Origin of the sequence: Emticicia sp. CRIBPO, from assembly GCF_009905725.1 — a bacterium.
GTDB lineage: Bacteria > Bacteroidota > Bacteroidia > Cytophagales > Spirosomataceae > Leadbetterella.
Window position 1 is genome coordinate 278,602 of sequence record NZ_JAAAKV010000006.1, and the last position, 18,686, is coordinate 297,287.

Sequence of the window (18,686 nt, forward strand, 5' to 3'; positions counted from 1 at the left end):
TACTATTCGCTTCTTAATGATCTTACCGGATTCATCAGGGCGGCTTTAATGGCCTGCCAGCTTACCGTCAGTATGGTAATGACCAGGGCTAGAGCACCCGCTACCACAAACACCCACCACTCAATGTGGATCCGGTAGGCAAACCCGGCCAGCCATTTATCCATAAAATAATAGGCCAGCGGACAGGCAATCAGAATCGCCACAAAGACCAATTTCACGAAGTTGATAGACAACAGGGACGTTATCCCCATCACGCTGGCTCCCAAAACCTTGCGGATACCTATTTCTTTGGTGCGTTGCTCGGCCATGAAGGTGGCTAAGCCGAAAAGGCCCATACAACCGATAAACAAAGCCAGGAGGGTAAAAACGGTAAAAATATTGCCTACTTTCTCTTCCCCTTTATACAGTGTGTTGAAATCGTCATCCATAAAACTGTATTCAAATGGCAGCCCCGGAGAAAAGAGTTTCCACTTATCGCCTATCTGCCCGATCAATGCCGGAAGGTCGCTGCTCTGCAGCCTGACGCTGATACCTGCGTTGTTTTTACGATAGATCATGGCCAGTGGCTTTACCTCGTCACGCAGAGAGGAAAAATTAAAATCTTTCACCACGCCGACTATCCTGTAGCCGTTGAGGGTCTTTGTTTCTTCGTCTCTGATGTTATAGAATACTTTGTTGAGCACATTTTTTTGCCCCATAAACTTAGCAGCTGCCTCATTGATGATCATGGCGTTGCTGTCGGTGCCCATGGTTTTGTCAAAGTTTCTGCCCGCAACGATCTTCATGTTCATGGTATTGATGTAGTTTTCATCTACCTCCCATTTTTGCATCGAAACGGCATCTTTGGTATCAAGGGCCTGGGTCGGGAAGAAAGAATTATTATTCCGGTAATAATTGGTGGGCAGAAAACCCGTTACCGTTACGTTCCGAACCCCGGGAACGGTCAGCAACTGATTTTTAAAACTCTGCACCTGGTCACCGAGCTGATTTGTATTATTAATGACCAGCATTTGCTCCCGGCTGTAACCGATGTCTTTCCCCCGGATATAATCCATCTGCTGATATACCACGATCGTTCCGACAATCAGCACAATAGAGGCTGAAAACTGAAAAACCACCAGTCCGTTTCGCAGCATGGATTTTTTGAATGAATTCTCCAGGGTGCCTTTCAGTACTTTTACAGGCTGAAAACCGGAAAAATAAAAGGCCGGATAAGCCCCTGCCAACAGCCCCACAATGAACGTAAGTGTTATTAAAGCAATAACTACCGCAGGGTGTGCCAGAAAGGCCACCTGGATTTGTTTGTCTGTCAGTTCATTGAATACCGGCAATGCCAGCAGGGCCAGGCTTACTGCCAGGACCATCGAAAAAACAGTCGTGAGCATTGATTCGGACAGGAACTGCATAATCAGACTACTCCGCAGCGAGCCCATGCTTTTACGCAAACCTACCTCTTTGGCCCTTCCCGACATGCGGGCGGTGGCAAGGTTCATGAAATTGATACAGGCGATTACCAGGATAAACAGGGCTATGGCAGAAAACACATACACATACTGAAGGTTTCCGTTGCCATCCAGCTCGCCGGTTTTATTGGAATACAAATGAATATCAGCTAGGGGCGTCAGCGAAACATGAAAGAAATCACCCTGGGCTTTAAACTGCGACAAAGACTTCCCCAAGACCTTCTGAAGATTTGAATCCAGGTTTTTATCCAGCATCCTGCTTAATTCTGTATTCAGATGGGCGGCACTTACGCCTTCCCGGGCCAGTATATAAGTATTGTAGTTCTGGCTTCCCGCCCATATTTTTTCTTTCGAACCTCCATCTTCAAACATCGGAATAAACATCCTGAACTGGAAGTGGGTGTTTTCGGGAATGTCCTTAATCACCCCGGAAACACGGCGGTGCTGGGTATCATTGATGATGAGTGTTTTGCCTACTGCTTGCGTAGAGTTGAAATATTTGCGGGCAATAGATTCATTGATAACGATGGTATTGGGCTCAGTAAGAGCCGTTTGAGGATTTCCGTCAAGAAACGGGAATGAAAAAATTGAAAATAATGAGTTGTCAGCAAAAGCTATCCGGTTTTCACGGATGTTCTCATTCCCCTTTTTAATCAAAAATCCGTCAGACCACCTCAGCCTTACAAAGTCTTCGACGGCAGCAATGTCATTTTTGGCGGTTTCCCCGAAATTCGGATTGACTACCACCAGATCAATATGGTTATTGCCAAACTTAATCTCCATGTTAGCCCGGTAAATCTTGCCGGCGTTGGTATGATACTGGTCAAAACTGAGTTCATGCTGTACAAAGAGCATGATCAGAAGACAAACGGCCATGCCGATAGACAAGCCCAGGATGTTAATGGAGGCATAGCCTTTGTTTTTCAGGAGGTTTCTCCAGGCAATTTTAAAATAATTCCTTATCATATCAGGATGAAGGTTTGAAGGTGTATAATAGTCTTTTTCATTTTTTCTTTTTCTTACAAAGGGCGGCAGTACCGATATTACACTGAAGAGGTAACGCAGCACCGCCAGTGTTTTACCATTACGTTGGAACCAATAATCATACAGTTCTTCCAGGTCACCCTCCACTTCTTCGAGGGTGTCTTCCGGATGAAGCTGACGGAGCAACCATTGTGCCCAGCGTGGTGGTCGGGTATCGTTCATTTTCATAATCTGCTCAGTCGAAGCGTGTGTGGAGGCACCATTTGCCAGAGGTCCTGGCGAAGCTCATGCATTTCCTGCAAGGTGCGGCTTCCAAGAGCCGTCACCTGGAAAAGGCGTTTCCGCCTCCCGCCTCTTTCAGCGGTGGCACCACCCAGTTTTGAATTCACAAAACCCTTTTCTTCAAGGCGGATGAGGGTATTATGAACGGTCCCGAAGGCTACTATCCGGCCGGTATGCTCTTCAAGAGCCTGATTGACCGTTACTCCGTAGGCCTCCTGATCCAGTATGGCTACCATCAGTAAAACCATCTCTTCAAATTCTCCCAAATACGTGCGTTTCATAAACCTTCTTATTAGTTTCTATTTTGTCGTACAAATAAAATGCCAATATTATAACACTATGACTATCAAATATTTACAACGAAAACATCAGGAAATAATGTACAATTCCGGACAAAATATGTCCACAGGCGGACAAGGCAGAAAACCAAAAAGCCTCTCCTTCAGGAAAGGCTTTTCAGTGGGTGCATCAGGACTTTGCAGAACGTCCTATCAGCTGATAAAAATGCTCCCGGTAAGTATCAGAGACGGGAATGAGTACCTCCCCGATTTTGATCCGGTCGCGTTCTACCGACTCGGTTTTGGAGAGGTTTACCAGGAAAGATTTATGCACCCTGCAAAAAAGCGAAGACCCAAGTTTCTGCTCCAGCTCCCCGAAGGTTTCGAGGGTCATGATTTTCCCGCTTTCAAGATGTATCCGGCGATAGTCCCGCATGCCTTCTATATAAAGGATCTCTTCAGTGTTTACTTTTTGCAGCCGGTATTCTGTCTTTACAAAAATAAATGCCTTGTCAGCCGGTTTCTCAGGAACTGCAAATCCTTCCCTGGCCCGGACGACTGCCTGCATAAACCGCTCAAAGGTGTAAGGCTTTAAAAGATAATCCGTCACCTGCAGATCAAAGGCTTTCAGAGCATACTGATCAAAAGCCGTGGTTAAGATCACCGCGGGGCGTTTTGTCAGGGTTTCCAACAGCTGAAGCCCTGAAAAACCGTCCATTTCAACATCCAGGAAAATCAGGTCTACAGGCTCATGCTGAAGCAAAGCAATGGCTTCCAGACCATTGTCGACGGCGTGTACCAGGCTCAGAAACGGCACTCTCCCTACATACTCTTTAAGCCTCAGCATCGCCAGCGGCTCGTCTTCCACTAACAGGCATTTCATCATTATTTCAATGGTAAAGTCAGGTTTACGGTATAGCTGTTTTTATGGCTCAGCGTTTCCAGCGTATATTTCTGTTTAAACAAAAAATCCAGCCTTTGCCTTAGCAGATGATTTCCCAGCCCGCCGTGGCTTTCATTTGATGATTTTTCAGGATCAAAAAGGTTTTTACACCTGAAAGAAAGCTGTTTCCCTTTGATTGCCAGCTCAATTTCAATGGCCTCATTAAGCTTTTTATTGGTAGCAAATTTAAAGGCGTTTTCGATAAAAGGAATAATCAGCATAGGGTGTATCTTCAGGCCTTCTGTTTCACCGCTTATGTGTAAAGTTATGTAATTATCATTAGTGGTCCTTAGTTTCTGAAGTTCCACATACTTTTTAATGTGATCAATCTCAAGGCTGAGCGGGATCAGGTCGCTTTGCGTTTCATACAATACAAAGCGAAGCAGGTCAGATAATTTATTCAGATAAAGAGATGCTTTCTTAGCATCATGTTCGATCAGCACATCGATGTTGTTAAGGGTATTAAACAGGAAATGAGGATTGATCTGGGCTTTTATCAAAGCCAGCTCTGTTTTCAATGTCCTATTCGCTTCAAGTTCTTTCAGGTGAATATCTCCATACCAGGTAATAAACCCTCTCATGACTGTTCCGATGGCCCCGTTGATCATCGACAAAAGCGTGAAAACTCCGGCAAAAATCAGCTGAGACTCCCAGTCCATTACAAAGAATTTATTAGCATCCAGCACAAACCAGATGACAAGACCGGTGGTCAGTAACATGAGCCAGGCACAAAAAGCTCCCACAACCAGGCTCACACCCAGCCCCAGGCTGATAAAGGCCTTCACTTTCTGATGGTTGAGATATCGCGGAACCAGCCACAGGTAAAAGATATAGAAGCCGAAAAGGCCATTGATTACCCCAAAAATACCTAAGAAAAGACCGTCATCCCAATCAGCAAATGCGGACTGAATCGTAGACCTGGAAAGAGTAAACATCACGCTGAACATGAGGCAGTAAAGCAACCAGTAGCCCAGGTGTAACAGAAATACAGTTGATTTTTTCATCTTTTTATCAGGAGAAAAAAGTTGGCAATCTTTTCCATTTCGGGTAAATTGATGTTTACGCCGCTCATACCGACACCTATTGAAACCCCGGGAATATCCTGTCTGAGCCTCAGAGAATCTATAAAATGTCCGGCCCGCTGAATCGCTTCAGAAAATGCCGGATCCCTGACGGCATCTTTATCAGATGAGTTGGCCTGTCCGAATTCCTGGTTCAGCACAAGCAAGAGTAAAAGGACGAATGTTTTTTTCATGATACAATTGATTTGATTTGCACCAAAATTGATTGAAAAGTATCCCTGCATAAAAAGGATTCTGCCAATCCCCCATATTCATCTGCAAAACCCCCTTTCGGGCATCTCTTATCTTTTGAATTTCCTGAAGTAAGGTACAAAACATTGACCAACGCAGCCCTCCTCAAAAGAAAAAACCCCTTCATAACGAAGAGGTTTTTATCAATAACACATTTTCACTTTTTTGGGATTCGCCCGATAGCGTCAACTTATTTAATGACAAGGGTATAAGGCAGTTTGGTTTGCAACTTCTCCATTTTACCCAGGTTCTTAACTTCTTTTGCATAAGGTGCCAGCACACCCAGGTATTCTTTTAATCTTTCTTCTTCGCCTGATTTACCGAATTTCTCCATGAATTGTTCCAGGTCACTCTTAGGTGTCGGGAAGTATTTTACCTGGTACTCGCCTTGCTTCAGCTTCACTTTTTTGGCAGCAATGGCAATGGCGTCATCCAGTCCGCCTAATACGTCAACCAAACCATTGGCTTTAGCCTGTTGTCCGGTCCAGACACGACCACCCGCCAGGGATTTCAGTTTATCAATGTTCATTTTTCTGCCCTGAGCAGCTTTCGAGGTAAAAGTTTCATAGCCCCTGTTCACTGAATTCTGGATCATCATTTTCTCAGCATCACTCATTTCGCGGGTAAGCGAAGGAGAATCAGCAAACTGGTGGGTTTTTACGCCGTCAAAAGTAATTCCAAGCTTATTGTTCAGCAATTCCTGTGCATTAAACAGCATTCCGAAGATACCGATCGATCCGGTCACTGTGGTCGGGTGTGCCACGATGGTATCACAACCCATAGCCATATAATAACCACCTGAGGCCGCATAGTCACCCATGGAAGCGATCACCGGTTTCACTTTTTTGGTGAGCTCAATTTCTCTCCACATGATATCAGAGGCCAGGGCACTTCCGCCCGGAGAGTTGATCCTCAACACCACTGCTTTCACTTTCTTGTCTTTTCTCGCTTTCTGAATTTCTTTCAGGAAGGTATCCGATCCTATGCTTTCGCTGCTGCCTTCACCCGAAACGATCTCACCGTCTCCTACGATCACGGCAATCCTGTTATCACGGTCGCCTTCTTTCACTTTTTTCGGAGCTTTCAGGTATTTACCAAGGGTAATATAAGCTACCTTATCGTCGCTTTTTTGTCCAAGCTTCTTTTTCACAGCAGCTTCAAATTCATCGACATAACCTACATCCGTGATCAGTTTATATTTTACAGCATCCTGGGGAGTCTGGATCAGGCCTTTGTTAAGGATTTCGTCCAGCTCAGCTCTCGGAATGCCTCTTGATTCTGAAATTTTACCATAGATATGGTTCGCAATCGAGTTGATATAAGAAGATATCTGCTCTTTGTTTTCAGGACTCATGTCTGTCCTGATAAACGGCTCTACGGCACTCTTGTACTCTCCCACCCTGAATATCACGGGCTTCACACCGATTTTATCGAACAAGCCTTTCATGAAGGATATCTCGGCACTCAGTCCGTTAAACTCCAGACCACCCGCAGTATTCAAAAAGCTTCTGTCGGCTACCGAAGCGAGGTAAATGGCCTGCTCTGTCATCACTTCACCATAGGTATAAACAAACTTACCTGATTTCTTAAAGTCTATCAGGGCATTTCTGATTTCTTCGAGGGTGGCAAAACCGGCCATAGGATACTGAAGGTCAATCATGATCCCCTTGATATTGTCGTCCAGTTTGGCATTGGCAATAGCCTCTTTCAATTTATTCAAACCTACTTTCGAAGGCTGGTTATCGAAAATCTCTGTAAAGGGATCGTCATCAGCAGCCGTTTCGGCAATCATACGGTTAAGTTCCAGTTTTAAAACCGAGTTGGATTTAACAGTTGTTGCTTCACTTCCGCTCGAAAAAGCAGAACCTATCCCCACAAGTATAAAAAAGGAAAGTACCATGAACAAAAATAGCCCGATGATGGTGGCCAAAACATATTTAAGGAATTGAAGCATAATACTAAATAATTTATTAATCAGATTCAGATAACAAAAGTATGACTAAAGAAGTAAAATATTATTTTTTATATATTAGTGGAGATTTAATACTTTTAAACGGAAAAATATCCATTTGGGATTCACAATATTAATGTATCTACATTGATTTACATCCAATATTCTGATTTTTCAGCTAAGAAAATATTATGATAACATTTCGGACAACGCTGCTGAGGTTTGAGAAGATGGGCGAAAAAACGGGCTGGACTTTCATTGAAATTCCGGCTGACATTGCTGCTCAGGTCAAACCCGGCGTGAAGGTTTCTTACCGGGTCAAAGGAAGCATTGATCATCATAAAATCAAGATGGTGGCGGTATTGCCCATGGGTGAAGGGGCCTATATTATCCCTGTTAACGCCACCATGCGAAAAGGCATCAGAAAGGAGGAAGGAGCAAGCGTGGAGGTCTCTCTTGAAGAAGATACAGATGAATTCATCATCTCCCCGGACCTGATAGAATGTCTCGAACTGGACGAAGCTGCCTCTGAAAAGTTCAACAGCCTTTCGAGCAGCCATCAGAAATATTTCAGCAACTGGATAGAATCAGCCAAAACCATAGAGACCAAAACCAAGCGTATCAGCATGGCTGTCAAAGGATTAGCGATGGGTTTAGATTATGGGGGAATGATCCGGCATTTCAAAAAAATGGATAACCCTTCGTAGATCCGTGCCTCAAGATTGATGTAGGTCGGTGCCTCGAGGCACCGACCTACATCAATTAAAAAATCTTGTTTTTTAATTCAACACCCCGCTCAAAATCGCTCAGATTTTGCAGGGTAATTTTAGCAATCTGCTCAAGGGCCTCATGGGTAAGGAAACCCTGATGGCCTGTTATCAGCACATTCGGAAAAGTCATCAGCCTGGCGATCACATCATCCTGCAATATGGTTTCAGAGCTGTCCTTGAAGAAAATCCCTGCTTCCTGTTCGTAGACATCAATCCCCAGGTATCCGAGTTTCCCGGTTTTTAAGGCGTCTATGGCATCTCCTGTATTGACCAAACCTCCCCTGCTGGTATTGATAAGCATAACCCCGTCTTTCATCTGGTCTAAAGAAGCAGCGTTGATCAGGTGATGGGTATCCGGAAGCAAAGGACAATGAAGTGAGATGACATCGCTTTTACTCAACAACTCCGAAACGGGAACATAAGTCACCCCTAAGCTTTTCAATTCTTCAGATTCTCTGACATCAGATGCCAGGATGCTGCACCCGAAGCCCCGCATGATCCTGATGAAAGCCGAGCCAATCAATCCGGTGCCGATAACCCCCACAGTCTTTCCATGCAGGTTAAACCCGGTCAGATTTTCGATCGAAAAGTTGTTTTCTCTGATTCTGTTGAAGGCCTTGTGGGTCTTGCGGTTGAGCGTCATCATCAAAGCCAGGGCATGTTCTGCCACAGCCTCAGGAGAATAAGCCGGTACTCTTACTACTTTTAGCTCATGTTTCTTTGCCGCTTCCAGGTCTACATTATTAAACCCGGCACAACGTAACGCAATGACCTTTACCCCCTGCTCTGCGATAATGCCGATGGTTTTTTCGTCCAGTTTGTCATTCACAAAAACACAAACGGCGTCAAAGCCGCCGGCCAGCGGGGCGGTTATCTCGCTGAGAGCAAGTTCGAAAAACGTGATTTCGTGCCCGCTTCCTTCAACGAAGTTGCCGAAAGAGGTTTTGTCGTAAGACTTGGTGCTGAAGAAGGCTATTTTCATGGTCTTATTTTTTGTCGATCCATGCCTCGAGGCATGGATTTACGGTATTTTTTGTGCCTCAAGGCATGGGTTTACGCGGCTTCGTGCCTTCAGGCACGAAGGTACTGCCTCGAGGCACGAAGGTACGATCTCTTTCGAGGGTTTGTAAGAATTCTTTTTTAGAGGTTTTTGTCAGGATTTTCGAGACTTCCGTCGCCGCTGTCAGATAGGCGAGTCGGGTTCTGTACTCATCTCCGAAAAACTGCTTATTGGTCTCCAGTTCTGTCAGGGGTATTTCCCACTGATTTCCATTGCTGTACATTTCAAGTTCGGCTTTATAATCAATGTAGCGTTGAATGCTGTCTTTTTCGCTGACAAAGCGGTCATCTACCTGCAAGGCAAGGCCCTCATCAAGCCAGGTCGGAATATCCGTTTTAACGTTCCACCAACCCAGGCGGGTCATCAGCTCTATATGACACATTTCATGGGCAATAACATCCTCATTTAAACCATCTGCGTTCAGAACAATCCACGACCGCCAGGGGGTACCGATGCTGCAACCAGCCCCTTTGCCCGATCCGCATAATCCGGCAAATTCGGACTCTTTCTGACAGAAAATGATGATGCCTTTCCCCTCATGACTACCCCAAAAGTCCTTTATTTTGGTTTCAGCCCGAGCGACAGACCTGTTTAATCTGAAGAGCTGTCCGGGAGCAATCGTTGAATCTGAAAAAAGGCCTTTCCCGTATCTGGCATATCCGTGTTGTTCAGCCCATAGAAGTCCCGGAATCTGAGGAAACAGCCAGAAAAAGGACAATACCAGGACAATTACAGGAAAAAATACGAATTTAAGTTTCTTCACCTCAGGATTTTCATATCTGCAAAGATAAAGCAAAGCCCGGTCAGGTAACCATCCAAAGCAAGCTTTTTATTGGTTATGACCAGGCTCAGTTTTTACTATTTAAATCAGTATCCCGAAGTAGCGGCTTCCACCTTCTGACTTTCCAGTCCGAGCCGCTTTTTGGCTTCCTCCATAATGGCCACGGTGGCCGATGCCCCGAGCCGGGTACATCCCAGTTCCTTTACCCTTAGCAAACCGTCAAGGGTACGCACCCCTCCGGCCGCTTTGATCTGGACGGCAGGATCTGCATATTTTCGCATCAGTATGAGATCTTCTTCGGTTGCTCCTTTATAATTGTAATCACCGTTCGGTTGCTTTACATACCCATAACCCGTCGAGGTTTTGATAAATGCCACACCTACGGAATTACAGATCTTACAAAGTTTTATTTTGTATTTATTCAAAGGCAGAAAATCGTTTTCAAAGATCACCTTCAGAATAGCTCCGTGTTTCAGGCATTCCTTATTGATGGCATTGATCTCTTTTTTGACATACCACCAGTCTTCTCCCAGCACTTTACCGGCATTCACCACCATGTCTATTTCTTTGGCCCCGTCTTTACAGGCCAGGCGGGTTTCATACACTTTCGACTGGATGGTACTGTTCCCATGCGGAAATCCGATCACGCTGCAGACTTTCACATCCGAATCTTTGAGCAATTCTACCGTTTCTTTTACAAAATAAGGTTTGATACAAACCGCAGCTACATCATAAGCTTTGGCGACTTCACAGCCCTTCACCAGCTCTTCATCCGTCATCGTCGGATGAAGAAGCGAGTGGTCAATCATTTTGGCAACTTCCCTGAGGGTAAACATATTTTTCAGATAATTTTCATTTTGACCGGATCCCATCCGATTTGTTTCTTTTGTTCAACACTGATATTACAGGCTATCGACGGCCCGGCGGTTCTCAAACCGAAGGTCGCGTCTTCCAGGATAGGGCTGCCCGTCCGGATACCATTAAAGAAGGTAATCATGTGGTCAAGCCTGTCGTCATAGCCTTTTGGAGGCATAAAGGCCGTTTCCTTACCCATCTCAACGCCTGTGGCTGCTTTTCCGTATTTATCATCATACCATTTTTTGAAGTCCTCTTTTTGTTTGGCAGAGAAACTGTCAAATGAGTCATAGCCACCGTAGCCCGGGGCAGAATTACGCTTCAGCGTCCTCACTTTAAATTCATTCCATCCGATATCAATCACCCCGTCAGTTCCGATCAGCTTGATACCGAATCCGCCGGCACCTTCGCCGTCTGCCAGGTTCACGCGGGTATAAAACTGGAACGCCGGATGGTCTTTGGTTTTAGGATAGCTCATCAGGGCATTCAGCATATCGTAGGCATCGCGTCCGTCTTTCCAATAGTTAACCTCGCCCAGCGAGAATATTTTATCAGGGCCTATAGAATTGGTCATGGTATGAAGGCCTGTCAGCAAATGCACAAACAAATCGCCACCTACACCTGTACCATAGTCTTTGTAGTTTCTCCATCTGAAAAACCGGGTGGCGTCAAACGGTACCTTGGGAGCCTTACCGAGGAAAGCATCAAAATCAATGGTCTGAGGCGAAGCATCCGTAGGGATAGAATACTGCCAGGCTCCTTTGGAATCTGTCCTGTCACAAAAAGCCTCCACATAAGTCAGTTCACCGATGATTCCGCTGTCCAGTACTTTTTTGGCTTCGTGGATGGCTACGCTACTGGCCCGCTGGCTACCCACCTGGAATACCTTCTTGGTCCTTTTCTGGGTTTCGATCAGGGCATAGCCTTCTTCGATTTTTTGCACCATCGGCTTTTCACAATACACGTGTTTGCCGGCATTCATGGCATCGATGGCAATCTTCTGGTGCCAGTGATCAGGCGTACAGATCAGAACGGCATCAATGTCTTTTTTGGCCAGTAATTCGCGGTAATCCCTGGTCGTAAATATGGCATTGCCCCATTTCTCTTTGGCCCTTTCCAGGCGGCCGGTATACAAATCACAAACCGCAACGAGCTCTACACCTTCTACTTTCAGGGCCGTATCGGTATCATAATGACCGATGATTCCACAGCCAATCAGACCGATCCTCACCTTATCAACGGCACTTACCCTTATTTTCGATTCCAGTATTTTTGCTTCTGCGGCATTGGCCTGGGCCTGAACCCCCAGGGCCAGGCCTGCTCCGGTGGCACTTACATGCTTTAAAAAGTTTCTTCTTGTATTTTTCATATTCTAAGGTTGTAATATAGGTTTGAATACTTTTTTTACTTGTTCCAGGTCCCTGATATGGGCCTCCACAACATTCATTGTATCGGGCGATTTGTCTTCAATACACTGTTCAATGACCAGGTGCGGCCTCAGGTTCAGTTTCTTCAGTTCAATGGCCAGACGGGCATAGTCGATGTCGCCTTCGCCAAAAGTTTCTGACCAGATTTCTCCTTTCGACTGTCTGAGGTGGAGTTCCACTACCCGCTTTCCGTACAATTTAAGCACATCAAAAACAGCCACCTGGGAATTGGAAGATCCTCTGTAAATCCAATGGACATCAAAACAGAAAGATACAAATTCGGGACTGGTATTCAGCAATATATGGTGAAATTCTCTGGCTCCGGCTTTCAATTCTATGTCGTGGGTGTGATAAGCGAGCGTCATGCCGCGTTGTTTCAGCTGTCTGCCCAGCTCCTCCATACTTTTGGCCTGCGTTTCCAGTTCCGCATCCGTTTTCAGATCATTGCTACCCCACTTAATGGGCGATGGGTTGGTCACGATGATTTTTGTGCCGAAAGACTTCAGCTCATCCGCGATTTTCAAAACTGCACTGATGGACTCCGCAGCCTTGTCTTTCTGATGCAACGTACTGTTGACATACACCGAAGGCATGGCAATACCATATTTTTTCAAAACCGGTATCAGTTGCCTGGCTTCTTCCAGTCCGCTCAGACCCGGCTCATACGCCTTAATCCCGGTTTTAGAAAACTCCATAAAATCCTCGTCCAGGTTTTTGCCCCAGACACCACCAGACCTCCTGTAGAAAGTCAGCCAGTTATAACTGTTGCAGGAAACAGGCATTGCTTCCTGTTTTTTCTGGAATGCGAGATAAGGAAGTGAAGCAATCACCGGAAGTTTTTTCAGGAAATGCCGCCGGTCATTCTGCTCTTTTTTTTCATTCATAATCAAGTTGTCATTTATTTAAAGCTCAATAAATAGGTGCTTAAGTCGGATAACTCCTGTTCTTTCAGCCCCAATGCCGTAGGATCGGGCATCAGCGAATCCTTCATTTTTTCCTTCTTCCCGATGTCGGTTATTTTAATGACCTGGATTTTCCCGGAAGGGTCTTTCAGGCTGATATTTTTCCCATCATCACCAATGATAAACCCAAAGTAGCTTTTACCGGCTTTAGTTACCACCGACCAGCTCTCAAATCCGAAAACAATGTTCGCGGAAGGGTTGATGACAGCGTCCAGCAGACTGAGTTTATCAAATTTGGTGTGGATGCTGGTCAGGTCCGGCCCCACATCGTTGCCGTTTTCCCCATGTCTGTGGCAGGTGGTGCAATAGGTAGCGTAAATCACCTTGCCTTTCTCTGCATCCCCTTTCATCCTGGCTACAAAATCGAGTTTAAGCGGAGAGCCATTTCTCGGAAAAAACTGGCTGGCCATGATCCTGACACTCTGACTCGGATTCTTAAAAATGATGTCGCTTACTTCTTTGGCGATATCGTCGCTTAACTGGTAGGCTGCCCTCATGTCACAGAGAATACCACCCCCATCAGGGTCTTTAGCCATTTGCTGAGCCACCGCTATTTTCTCAGTCAGCGGTGTTTTAGGATCCCTCAGTTTATCTTTTGCCACCAGCATTTTCTTCATTTGCGGGGTCATGATTTCTCCGGCCACGGCCTCCCAGTTCATGTGATCCGCCCAGTCGTTGGTTTTTCTGAAATTGACCCACCATAAGGCTTGTACGGACACATCTTTTAAGGCTGATTTTGACAAGGCTATCATCGCCACAGCCGCCGGTTTTTCAGGGATAAAAGCAAGGGCAGTCAGCAATTTGGCCCTGTTTTTAACCGAAGTCTTACTGTTATTTGCTCTTGTCTTTATTTCTTCAATTGCTGATTTCGGGTGCAGTCTCCACAATAAATTGATCTGCTGGTCTTCCGAAAGGTCTGACTTCATTGTTTTAATGATTTCATACACTTCCGTTTCCTTCCTGTCGGAAGCCGTTCCGAGGGCTTCCAGGTACCATGGGTCCCTTCCGTCATATTGTTTGATAAGGGTAGTTATGATGTCTTTGGATGCATCAAAAGAAACATCTCTCAAAGCAATCGCCACCTCTCGGCGGATATCCGGAGACGGGTCGTTCATCATTTTCCGGGCTAACTTCGTCACGTCTTTTTCCTGACCTTTCAAAGCCCTGAATGCCACCAGTCGCAGGTTCTCATCAGATGAGGTCAGTAGTTTTTCAGCTTCTGCCTTACCTGCATTACCCAATTGGGTCAACAGCCAGACGGCCCTCGCCCGGTGAAAAGGGTTTTCAGCAGTCAGTAGTTTTTTTACTGCAGGAACCGATGATTCCCCACCTTTCAGCAAGGCTTCAAAACCCAGGTAACGGACATTCTGTGCAGGATTTTTCAATACCTCCACCTGATTTTCAGGGGTAGAAAGATCTATTTTAGGTAAAGTCAGTTTTTTGCCTTTCGGGGTCAGTCTGTAAATACGGCCATAGCCCAGCTTATCATGCATGGCGTGACCACCTACGATCGGATCGTACCAGTCGGCAATAAAAATAGACCCGTCTACAGAAGCACACACATCCGAAGGCCTGAACCATTTGGATTTGTCCTGCCCGGTTTCATACCAGTCATATTTTTCGCTGGACTGCGGCCCCTGTGAACTCACCAGGTCATTGCGGTTCAGGTCAAAGCCCGCCCCGTTTTTCTTCGGGAAATAATTGAATATCACGTTCCGGCCTGCTTCAGAACTCATGAGCATACCCCGGTATTTCGGACCGAAAGCATCTCCTTCATAAAAATGGACGCCCGTCGGCGAACCGGCCCCGGTGTTGTCCCCGGCTGGCATCACACCCGGATCTTCCTGGTGCCACGAGGCCGTAAAAATATCCTGTCCCGGACGCCTGTCGGCCACCCAAAACCTGGTGCCGTCTGCTGAAAAATAACCGGCATTGCCGTTTTCCATCAGGTAGCTGGTACGACAGGCAATCACCTGGTCGTCATTGTCATTCTGCCACATGTTTCCGTATGAATCCATGGCTACTTCATAGGAATTCCTGAAGTTGTGCCCCATCACTTTCAATCCCTTTCCGTCTTTTCCTACCCCCAGGGCCAGGCCTCCTACCCAGATCCTGCCATCGTCAGAGACTTGTTTCCCCTGGTTCTTGAGGTTGTAAGGCGTTCCTCCGGCATAAGAACTTCCGGAACGCAGAGTCCAGCCGGCTTTGTCCGTCACGATGTGCGGGCCCGCGTTTCCGGTGTTGAAAAAGAACTGTCCGTCAGGAGCCATCACCCCGGAGTGCAGCGAGTGGTCATGGTCCAATCCGCCGAAACCGGTCAGAAATACTTCTCTTTTATCCGCCTTGTCGTCTCCGTCTTCATCTGTATAAATGTAAATATTCGGAGCGGCAGAAACGTATACTTTGTTGCCCACCACGGCAATGCCCAATGGTGACTTCATGTCCTTGTCTTCTACAAAAACCGTCGACTTATCCGCTTTGCCGTCCTGATCGGTATCCTCAAGAATCATCACCCGCTCTCCTTTTTCGTGGTTGAGTCTTTTGTCGGGTTTATTATTAAAATCCCGGTAATTGACCGCTTCCGTCACCCAAACCCTGCCCCTGGCATCAATATCGATATTTGTCGGGTTATAAAACATAGGTGATTCAGCCCAAAGGGTAATTTCCATGTCTTCAGGACAGTAAAGTTTTGAAGAATCATCCGCCGCAAATGAGAACGGTAAATCAGTCGTCCTGAATTTACTCCCGGACTCCATGCTCTTAAAAGAAATAGTTATTAAAATGACGGCAGACAGCAGCCCTGTCAGAAGTTTTTTGTTCATTTTTAAAGGTTATTTAGGGAATACAGACCTTAGGTATCTTAAATTTTCGACATAACTTTCAAACATTGGTTTGCCCGGGGGGATGGCCCCTTCAATCTGCATCCATCCTTTGTATTTAATTTCCTTCAGGCACTTTTTCACTTCCTGGAAATCGACCCTACCTTGTCCCAGTAAAAAGTCATTTTCTTTGGCGTGTACTTCGCAGATCATCTTCTGCTTACCCAAGGACCTGATCTCATCATAAATCGGATACCCCATGGTGGTAGAATTCGCCACGTCATAATATACCCGGAGATTGGGCGACCCCACTTCATTGATAATATGCATGTGTTCAGCCTCATTCAACCAGGATTCTATCCCGAAAGTAACGCCTGCTGCCTCGGCCTTCGGCATTACCTTTTTAAATTTTTCAATAACTGCTTTTGTACCTTCCGGGTCATTTTTCAGGTCATTTTTATAGAAAAAGGCCAGAAGAATCACCTTAACACCGAGCACTTTGGCTACGTCAATCGAATCTTCCACCCATTTATCTGTGCGTGGATCAGATTTGTAAGGCACGCCGTTCAGTTCTCCGAGACCTAATCCCGAACATTTGATATTGTATTTTTTGAAAGCATCCAGGTATTGTTTCTGGATTTTCGGGTCTCTTAAATGCATGTCGTTCGCGGCCGATCCCATGTTGACCTGCAAACCGTCAAGTCCGAGATTGGCGGCCACCTCAACCCCTCCCACATCATAGTTTTTCCCGATGGACCAGTCGCAGGCTCCGATACCGATGCCCATGGATTTAAACTCTTTGAAAACAGATGGCAAAACCATCGCAGAAGCCAGCAGAGACGCAGAGCTTTGCAATGCCTCCCTTCTTGAAATCAGATTTTTCATTCAGATATCTTGTTAATCATGTCCGTTAAATTCCATAGACAACACCTTCTCCCAATTCCAGCACTTTATAGCTGACTCCATATTCTTCACATGCTTCTTCAAACTCCTTTGGATCAGCAGTGTTAAATTCAAAAAGGTCATAATGGTGTGGAATAACCAGTTTTGCCCCTATTTCTTTGCCTAACCTGGCTGCTTCTTCAGCATTCAGATTCCCGGCTACTTTCCGCTCTGGTTTATTGCCGTTAATAGGCAAAAAAGCCACATCTATATTAAAGGGTTTCAATATATCCACAATGCCCTCATACCAGAGTGTATCTCCTGAATGATAGACCGAATATTCTCCGAACTGTGCCACAAAACCCATGAACTTACATTCTCCTTTTTCATTTCGCTCCAGTTCATTGTGTGCCGCCGGAACGCCGTGAATTTTGAATCCTTTCCACTCAAAGCTAAGCCCGTCGTTCAACCCCACCGGAAAATCTTCCGGACATTTCAGCCTGTCACAGACAAAACTCCGGTTGGCTTCCGGTATAATGAATTTTATATCTTCATTATTCTTCAGAATGGGCATCAGCGTCTCCGCATCCAGGTGGTCGGTATGGTTGTGCGATGAAGTAACGATATCAATAAAGTCCAATCCCTCCGGGGCAACAACCAGCTCGCTCATTCTGACATGAGGCTTGGCAGTATACTGGTATTTGACACTCAGCGAATCAGACAAATACGGATCAAACAACAGATGTCTCCCCTGCCAGCTGATCAGAAATCCGCTTTGAGCCAGCCACCAGATTTTAAATCCGGAAGGACTATCGAAGGATTTTATATCTGCTAAAATCTTCCCGTCTTGTTGTCTGGGTTTGATGAGACTCATACCTCCAGCTTTTTTCTGGTTTGTCTGGCAGCCTCACACATGTTGGCCAGTTTCTGGCGGGTAGCCCAGCGGGCAGTCTGAGACATGCCGCAATCCGGTGCAACGGCCAGTTTTTCGGCAGGAACATATTTCAGACATTTATCAATACGCTCCATCACGTCTTCCACTGTTTCGATATAATAGCTTTTGACATCAATGACACCTACGGCCACGTCCATTTTTTCGGCAAAACGTTCTAGCAGATGTACTTCGGCGAAATTGAGCACCGTCATTTCCGTATGAATTTCGTCTACGTTCATGTCCAGAAAATCAGGCAACATCGGGGCAATGGTTTTCTTTCCGACGGACCGGCCCTTGAAATTGCCAAAACAGAGGTGTGTTCCGATCCTGGTTTTACCCACGATCCCGCTCACAGTCCTGTTAAAAATATCTACAAATCTTTTGGTGTCTTCACGATATGCATAGCATGACATAGAGGGCTCATCAATACAGATCTCCTGAGCTCCCGCCGCCACCAGGGCTTCCAGTTCCCTGGCTACCACGGGGATCAGTGCTTCTGTAATTTCCCAGCGGTCTTTGTAGATTTCACCCGGCAGCATCCTGCCCGACAAAGTATAAGGACCGGGAATGGAAGCTTTCAATATCTTACCGGCCGGAGCCAGTCTTTTCAAACGGTTGTATTCTTCTACTACACCCAGGCCTTTAGGAGCCGTCAGGGGCTCTACGACCGTATGTTTGCCACGCTGGTCATGGGCCGGAGGACCAAACTTCCTGGTTTCTTCATGATTCGGTTGCAATCCTTTGATAAAGCCGTAGAACGAAAGGTTAAAATCCAGGCGGGTTTGTTCACCGTCGGTGATGACGTCCAGCCCGGCGGTCACCTGGTCGTGGATGGCATTGACCACAGCATCTTCAATCATTTCGCTGAGGTCGGCTTTGCCGAATTTATCCAGGTTCTCAGAGGCGAATTCGAGCCATCCCGGAAAAGGCCATGATCCAACAACAGTGGTTTTAACAGGTATCGGTTGCATATTTTTAATTG

16 protein-coding genes are annotated in these 18,686 nt (G+C 46.0%); 1 reads left to right on the top strand and 15 read right to left on the bottom strand.

All coding sequences use genetic code 11. The annotated features are described in order from the left end of the window. Positions 1-2 precede the first annotated feature (2 nt). The 6 genes from GVN16_RS14325 to sppA all read right to left on the bottom strand — a co-directional run bounded on the left by GVN16_RS14325 (position 3) and on the right by sppA (position 7,217). Positions 3-2,669 (bottom strand): ABC transporter permease, encoded by a 2,667-nt coding sequence (locus GVN16_RS14325; protein ID WP_166564586.1) that lies wholly within the window; start codon positions 2,667-2,669, stop codon positions 3-5. Positions 2,670-2,671: 2 nt separating this feature from the next. Continuing rightward, positions 2,672-3,010 carry a PadR family transcriptional regulator gene (locus GVN16_RS14330; RefSeq protein ID WP_166564587.1) on the bottom strand — a complete coding sequence of 113 codons (339 nt, stop codon included), beginning with the start codon at positions 3,008-3,010 and terminating at the stop codon, positions 2,672-2,674. Between the two features lie 187 nt (positions 3,011-3,197). Continuing rightward, the gene (locus GVN16_RS14335) at positions 3,198-3,893 is read right to left on the bottom strand and encodes a LytTR family DNA-binding domain-containing protein (protein ID WP_166564588.1); all 696 of its coding nucleotides are present in this window, start codon (positions 3,891-3,893) and stop codon (positions 3,198-3,200) included. Beyond that, positions 3,893-4,954, bottom strand: a complete 1,062-nt coding sequence (locus tag GVN16_RS14340) for a sensor histidine kinase (protein ID WP_166564589.1) — start codon at positions 4,952-4,954, stop codon at positions 3,893-3,895. The genes GVN16_RS14335 and GVN16_RS14340 overlap by 1 nt, the downstream gene beginning before the upstream one ends. Further along, positions 4,951-5,205, bottom strand: a complete 255-nt coding sequence (locus GVN16_RS14345; protein ID WP_166564590.1) for a hypothetical protein — start codon at positions 5,203-5,205, stop codon at positions 4,951-4,953. Before GVN16_RS14345 ends, GVN16_RS14340 begins: the two co-directional genes overlap by 4 nt. A gap of 248 nt (positions 5,206-5,453) precedes the next feature. Beyond that, positions 5,454-7,217: a signal peptide peptidase SppA gene (sppA, locus tag GVN16_RS14350; protein ID WP_166564591.1), complete on the bottom strand. Its 1,764-nt coding sequence runs from the start codon at positions 7,215-7,217 to the stop codon at positions 5,454-5,456. A 188-nt stretch (positions 7,218-7,405) separates the two neighbouring features. Here sppA and GVN16_RS14355 point away from each other — a divergent pair, with 188 nt between their 5' ends. Then, positions 7,406-7,921 (top strand): YdeI/OmpD-associated family protein, encoded by a 516-nt coding sequence (locus tag GVN16_RS14355; protein ID WP_166564592.1) that lies wholly within the window; start codon positions 7,406-7,408, stop codon positions 7,919-7,921. 55 nt (positions 7,922-7,976) lie between these two features. On the opposite strand, the gene GVN16_RS14360 is transcribed toward GVN16_RS14355, so the two are convergent. The 9 genes from GVN16_RS14360 to GVN16_RS14400 form a co-directional block, all read right to left on the bottom strand. Further along, entirely contained in the window at positions 7,977-8,966 is a 990-nt protein-coding gene (locus GVN16_RS14360; protein WP_166564593.1) for a 2-hydroxyacid dehydrogenase, read from the bottom strand. 58 nt (positions 8,967-9,024) lie between these two features. After that, positions 9,025-9,807 (bottom strand): hypothetical protein, encoded by a 783-nt coding sequence (locus GVN16_RS14365; protein WP_166564594.1) that lies wholly within the window; start codon positions 9,805-9,807, stop codon positions 9,025-9,027. 104 nt (positions 9,808-9,911) lie between these two features. After that, a complete protein-coding gene (gene deoC, locus GVN16_RS14370; RefSeq protein ID WP_229244183.1) occupies positions 9,912-10,697 on the bottom strand; it encodes a deoxyribose-phosphate aldolase in 786 nt (261 codons plus the stop codon). Further along, positions 10,667-12,049: a Gfo/Idh/MocA family oxidoreductase gene (locus GVN16_RS14375; protein WP_166564596.1), complete on the bottom strand. Its 1,383-nt coding sequence runs from the start codon at positions 12,047-12,049 to the stop codon at positions 10,667-10,669. The genes deoC and GVN16_RS14375 overlap by 31 nt, the downstream gene beginning before the upstream one ends. Before the next feature lie 3 nt (positions 12,050-12,052). Beyond that, a complete protein-coding gene (locus GVN16_RS14380) occupies positions 12,053-12,991 on the bottom strand; it encodes a sugar phosphate isomerase/epimerase (protein ID WP_166564597.1) in 939 nt (312 codons plus the stop codon). Between the two features lie 14 nt (positions 12,992-13,005). Beyond that, positions 13,006-15,891: a PVC-type heme-binding CxxCH protein gene (locus GVN16_RS14385; protein ID WP_166564598.1), complete on the bottom strand. Its 2,886-nt coding sequence runs from the start codon at positions 15,889-15,891 to the stop codon at positions 13,006-13,008. Positions 15,892-15,900: 9 nt separating this feature from the next. Beyond that, the gene (locus GVN16_RS14390) at positions 15,901-16,773 is read right to left on the bottom strand and encodes a sugar phosphate isomerase/epimerase (RefSeq protein ID WP_205748864.1); all 873 of its coding nucleotides are present in this window, start codon (positions 16,771-16,773) and stop codon (positions 15,901-15,903) included. Between the two features lie 25 nt (positions 16,774-16,798). Continuing rightward, entirely contained in the window at positions 16,799-17,644 is an 846-nt protein-coding gene (locus tag GVN16_RS14395) for an MBL fold metallo-hydrolase (RefSeq protein ID WP_166564599.1), read from the bottom strand. Further along, positions 17,641-18,675, bottom strand: coding sequence for a methionine synthase (locus GVN16_RS14400; RefSeq protein ID WP_166564600.1), 1,035 nt, complete (start codon positions 18,673-18,675; stop codon positions 17,641-17,643). The genes GVN16_RS14395 and GVN16_RS14400 overlap by 4 nt, the downstream gene beginning before the upstream one ends. Positions 18,676-18,686: the final 11 nt, after the last annotated feature.

Excerpts from the sequence above, each read along its gene's own strand:
- GVN16_RS14395 (WP_166564599.1), bottom strand. The coding sequence starts at position 17,644 with ATGAGTCTCATCAAACCCAGACAACAAGACGGGAAGATTTTAGCAGAT.
- GVN16_RS14400 (WP_166564600.1), bottom strand. The coding sequence starts at position 18,675 with ATGCAACCGATACCTGTTAAAACCACTGTTGTTGGATCATGGCCTTTT.
- GVN16_RS14375 (WP_166564596.1), bottom strand. The coding sequence starts at position 12,049 with ATGAAAAATACAAGAAGAAACTTTTTAAAGCATGTAAGTGCCACCGGA.
- deoC (WP_229244183.1), bottom strand. The coding sequence starts at position 10,697 with ATGGGATCCGGTCAAAATGAAAATTATCTGAAAAATATGTTTACCCTC.
- GVN16_RS14360 (WP_166564593.1), bottom strand. The coding sequence starts at position 8,966 with ATGAAAATAGCCTTCTTCAGCACCAAGTCTTACGACAAAACCTCTTTC.
- sppA (WP_166564591.1), bottom strand. The coding sequence starts at position 7,217 with ATGCTTCAATTCCTTAAATATGTTTTGGCCACCATCATCGGGCTATTT.
- GVN16_RS14385 (WP_166564598.1), bottom strand. The coding sequence starts at position 15,891 with ATGAACAAAAAACTTCTGACAGGGCTGCTGTCTGCCGTCATTTTAATA.
- GVN16_RS14355 (WP_166564592.1), top strand. The coding sequence starts at position 7,406 with ATGATAACATTTCGGACAACGCTGCTGAGGTTTGAGAAGATGGGCGAA.
- GVN16_RS14390 (WP_205748864.1), bottom strand. The coding sequence starts at position 16,773 with ATGAAAAATCTGATTTCAAGAAGGGAGGCATTGCAAAGCTCTGCGTCT.
- GVN16_RS14340 (WP_166564589.1), bottom strand. The coding sequence starts at position 4,954 with ATGAAAAAATCAACTGTATTTCTGTTACACCTGGGCTACTGGTTGCTT.
- GVN16_RS14380 (WP_166564597.1), bottom strand. The coding sequence starts at position 12,991 with ATGAATGAAAAAAAAGAGCAGAATGACCGGCGGCATTTCCTGAAAAAA.
- GVN16_RS14325 (WP_166564586.1), bottom strand. The coding sequence starts at position 2,669 with ATGAACGATACCCGACCACCACGCTGGGCACAATGGTTGCTCCGTCAG.
- GVN16_RS14335 (WP_166564588.1), bottom strand. The coding sequence starts at position 3,893 with ATGATGAAATGCCTGTTAGTGGAAGACGAGCCGCTGGCGATGCTGAGG.
- GVN16_RS14330 (WP_166564587.1), bottom strand. The coding sequence starts at position 3,010 with ATGAAACGCACGTATTTGGGAGAATTTGAAGAGATGGTTTTACTGATG.
- GVN16_RS14345 (WP_166564590.1), bottom strand. The coding sequence starts at position 5,205 with ATGAAAAAAACATTCGTCCTTTTACTCTTGCTTGTGCTGAACCAGGAA.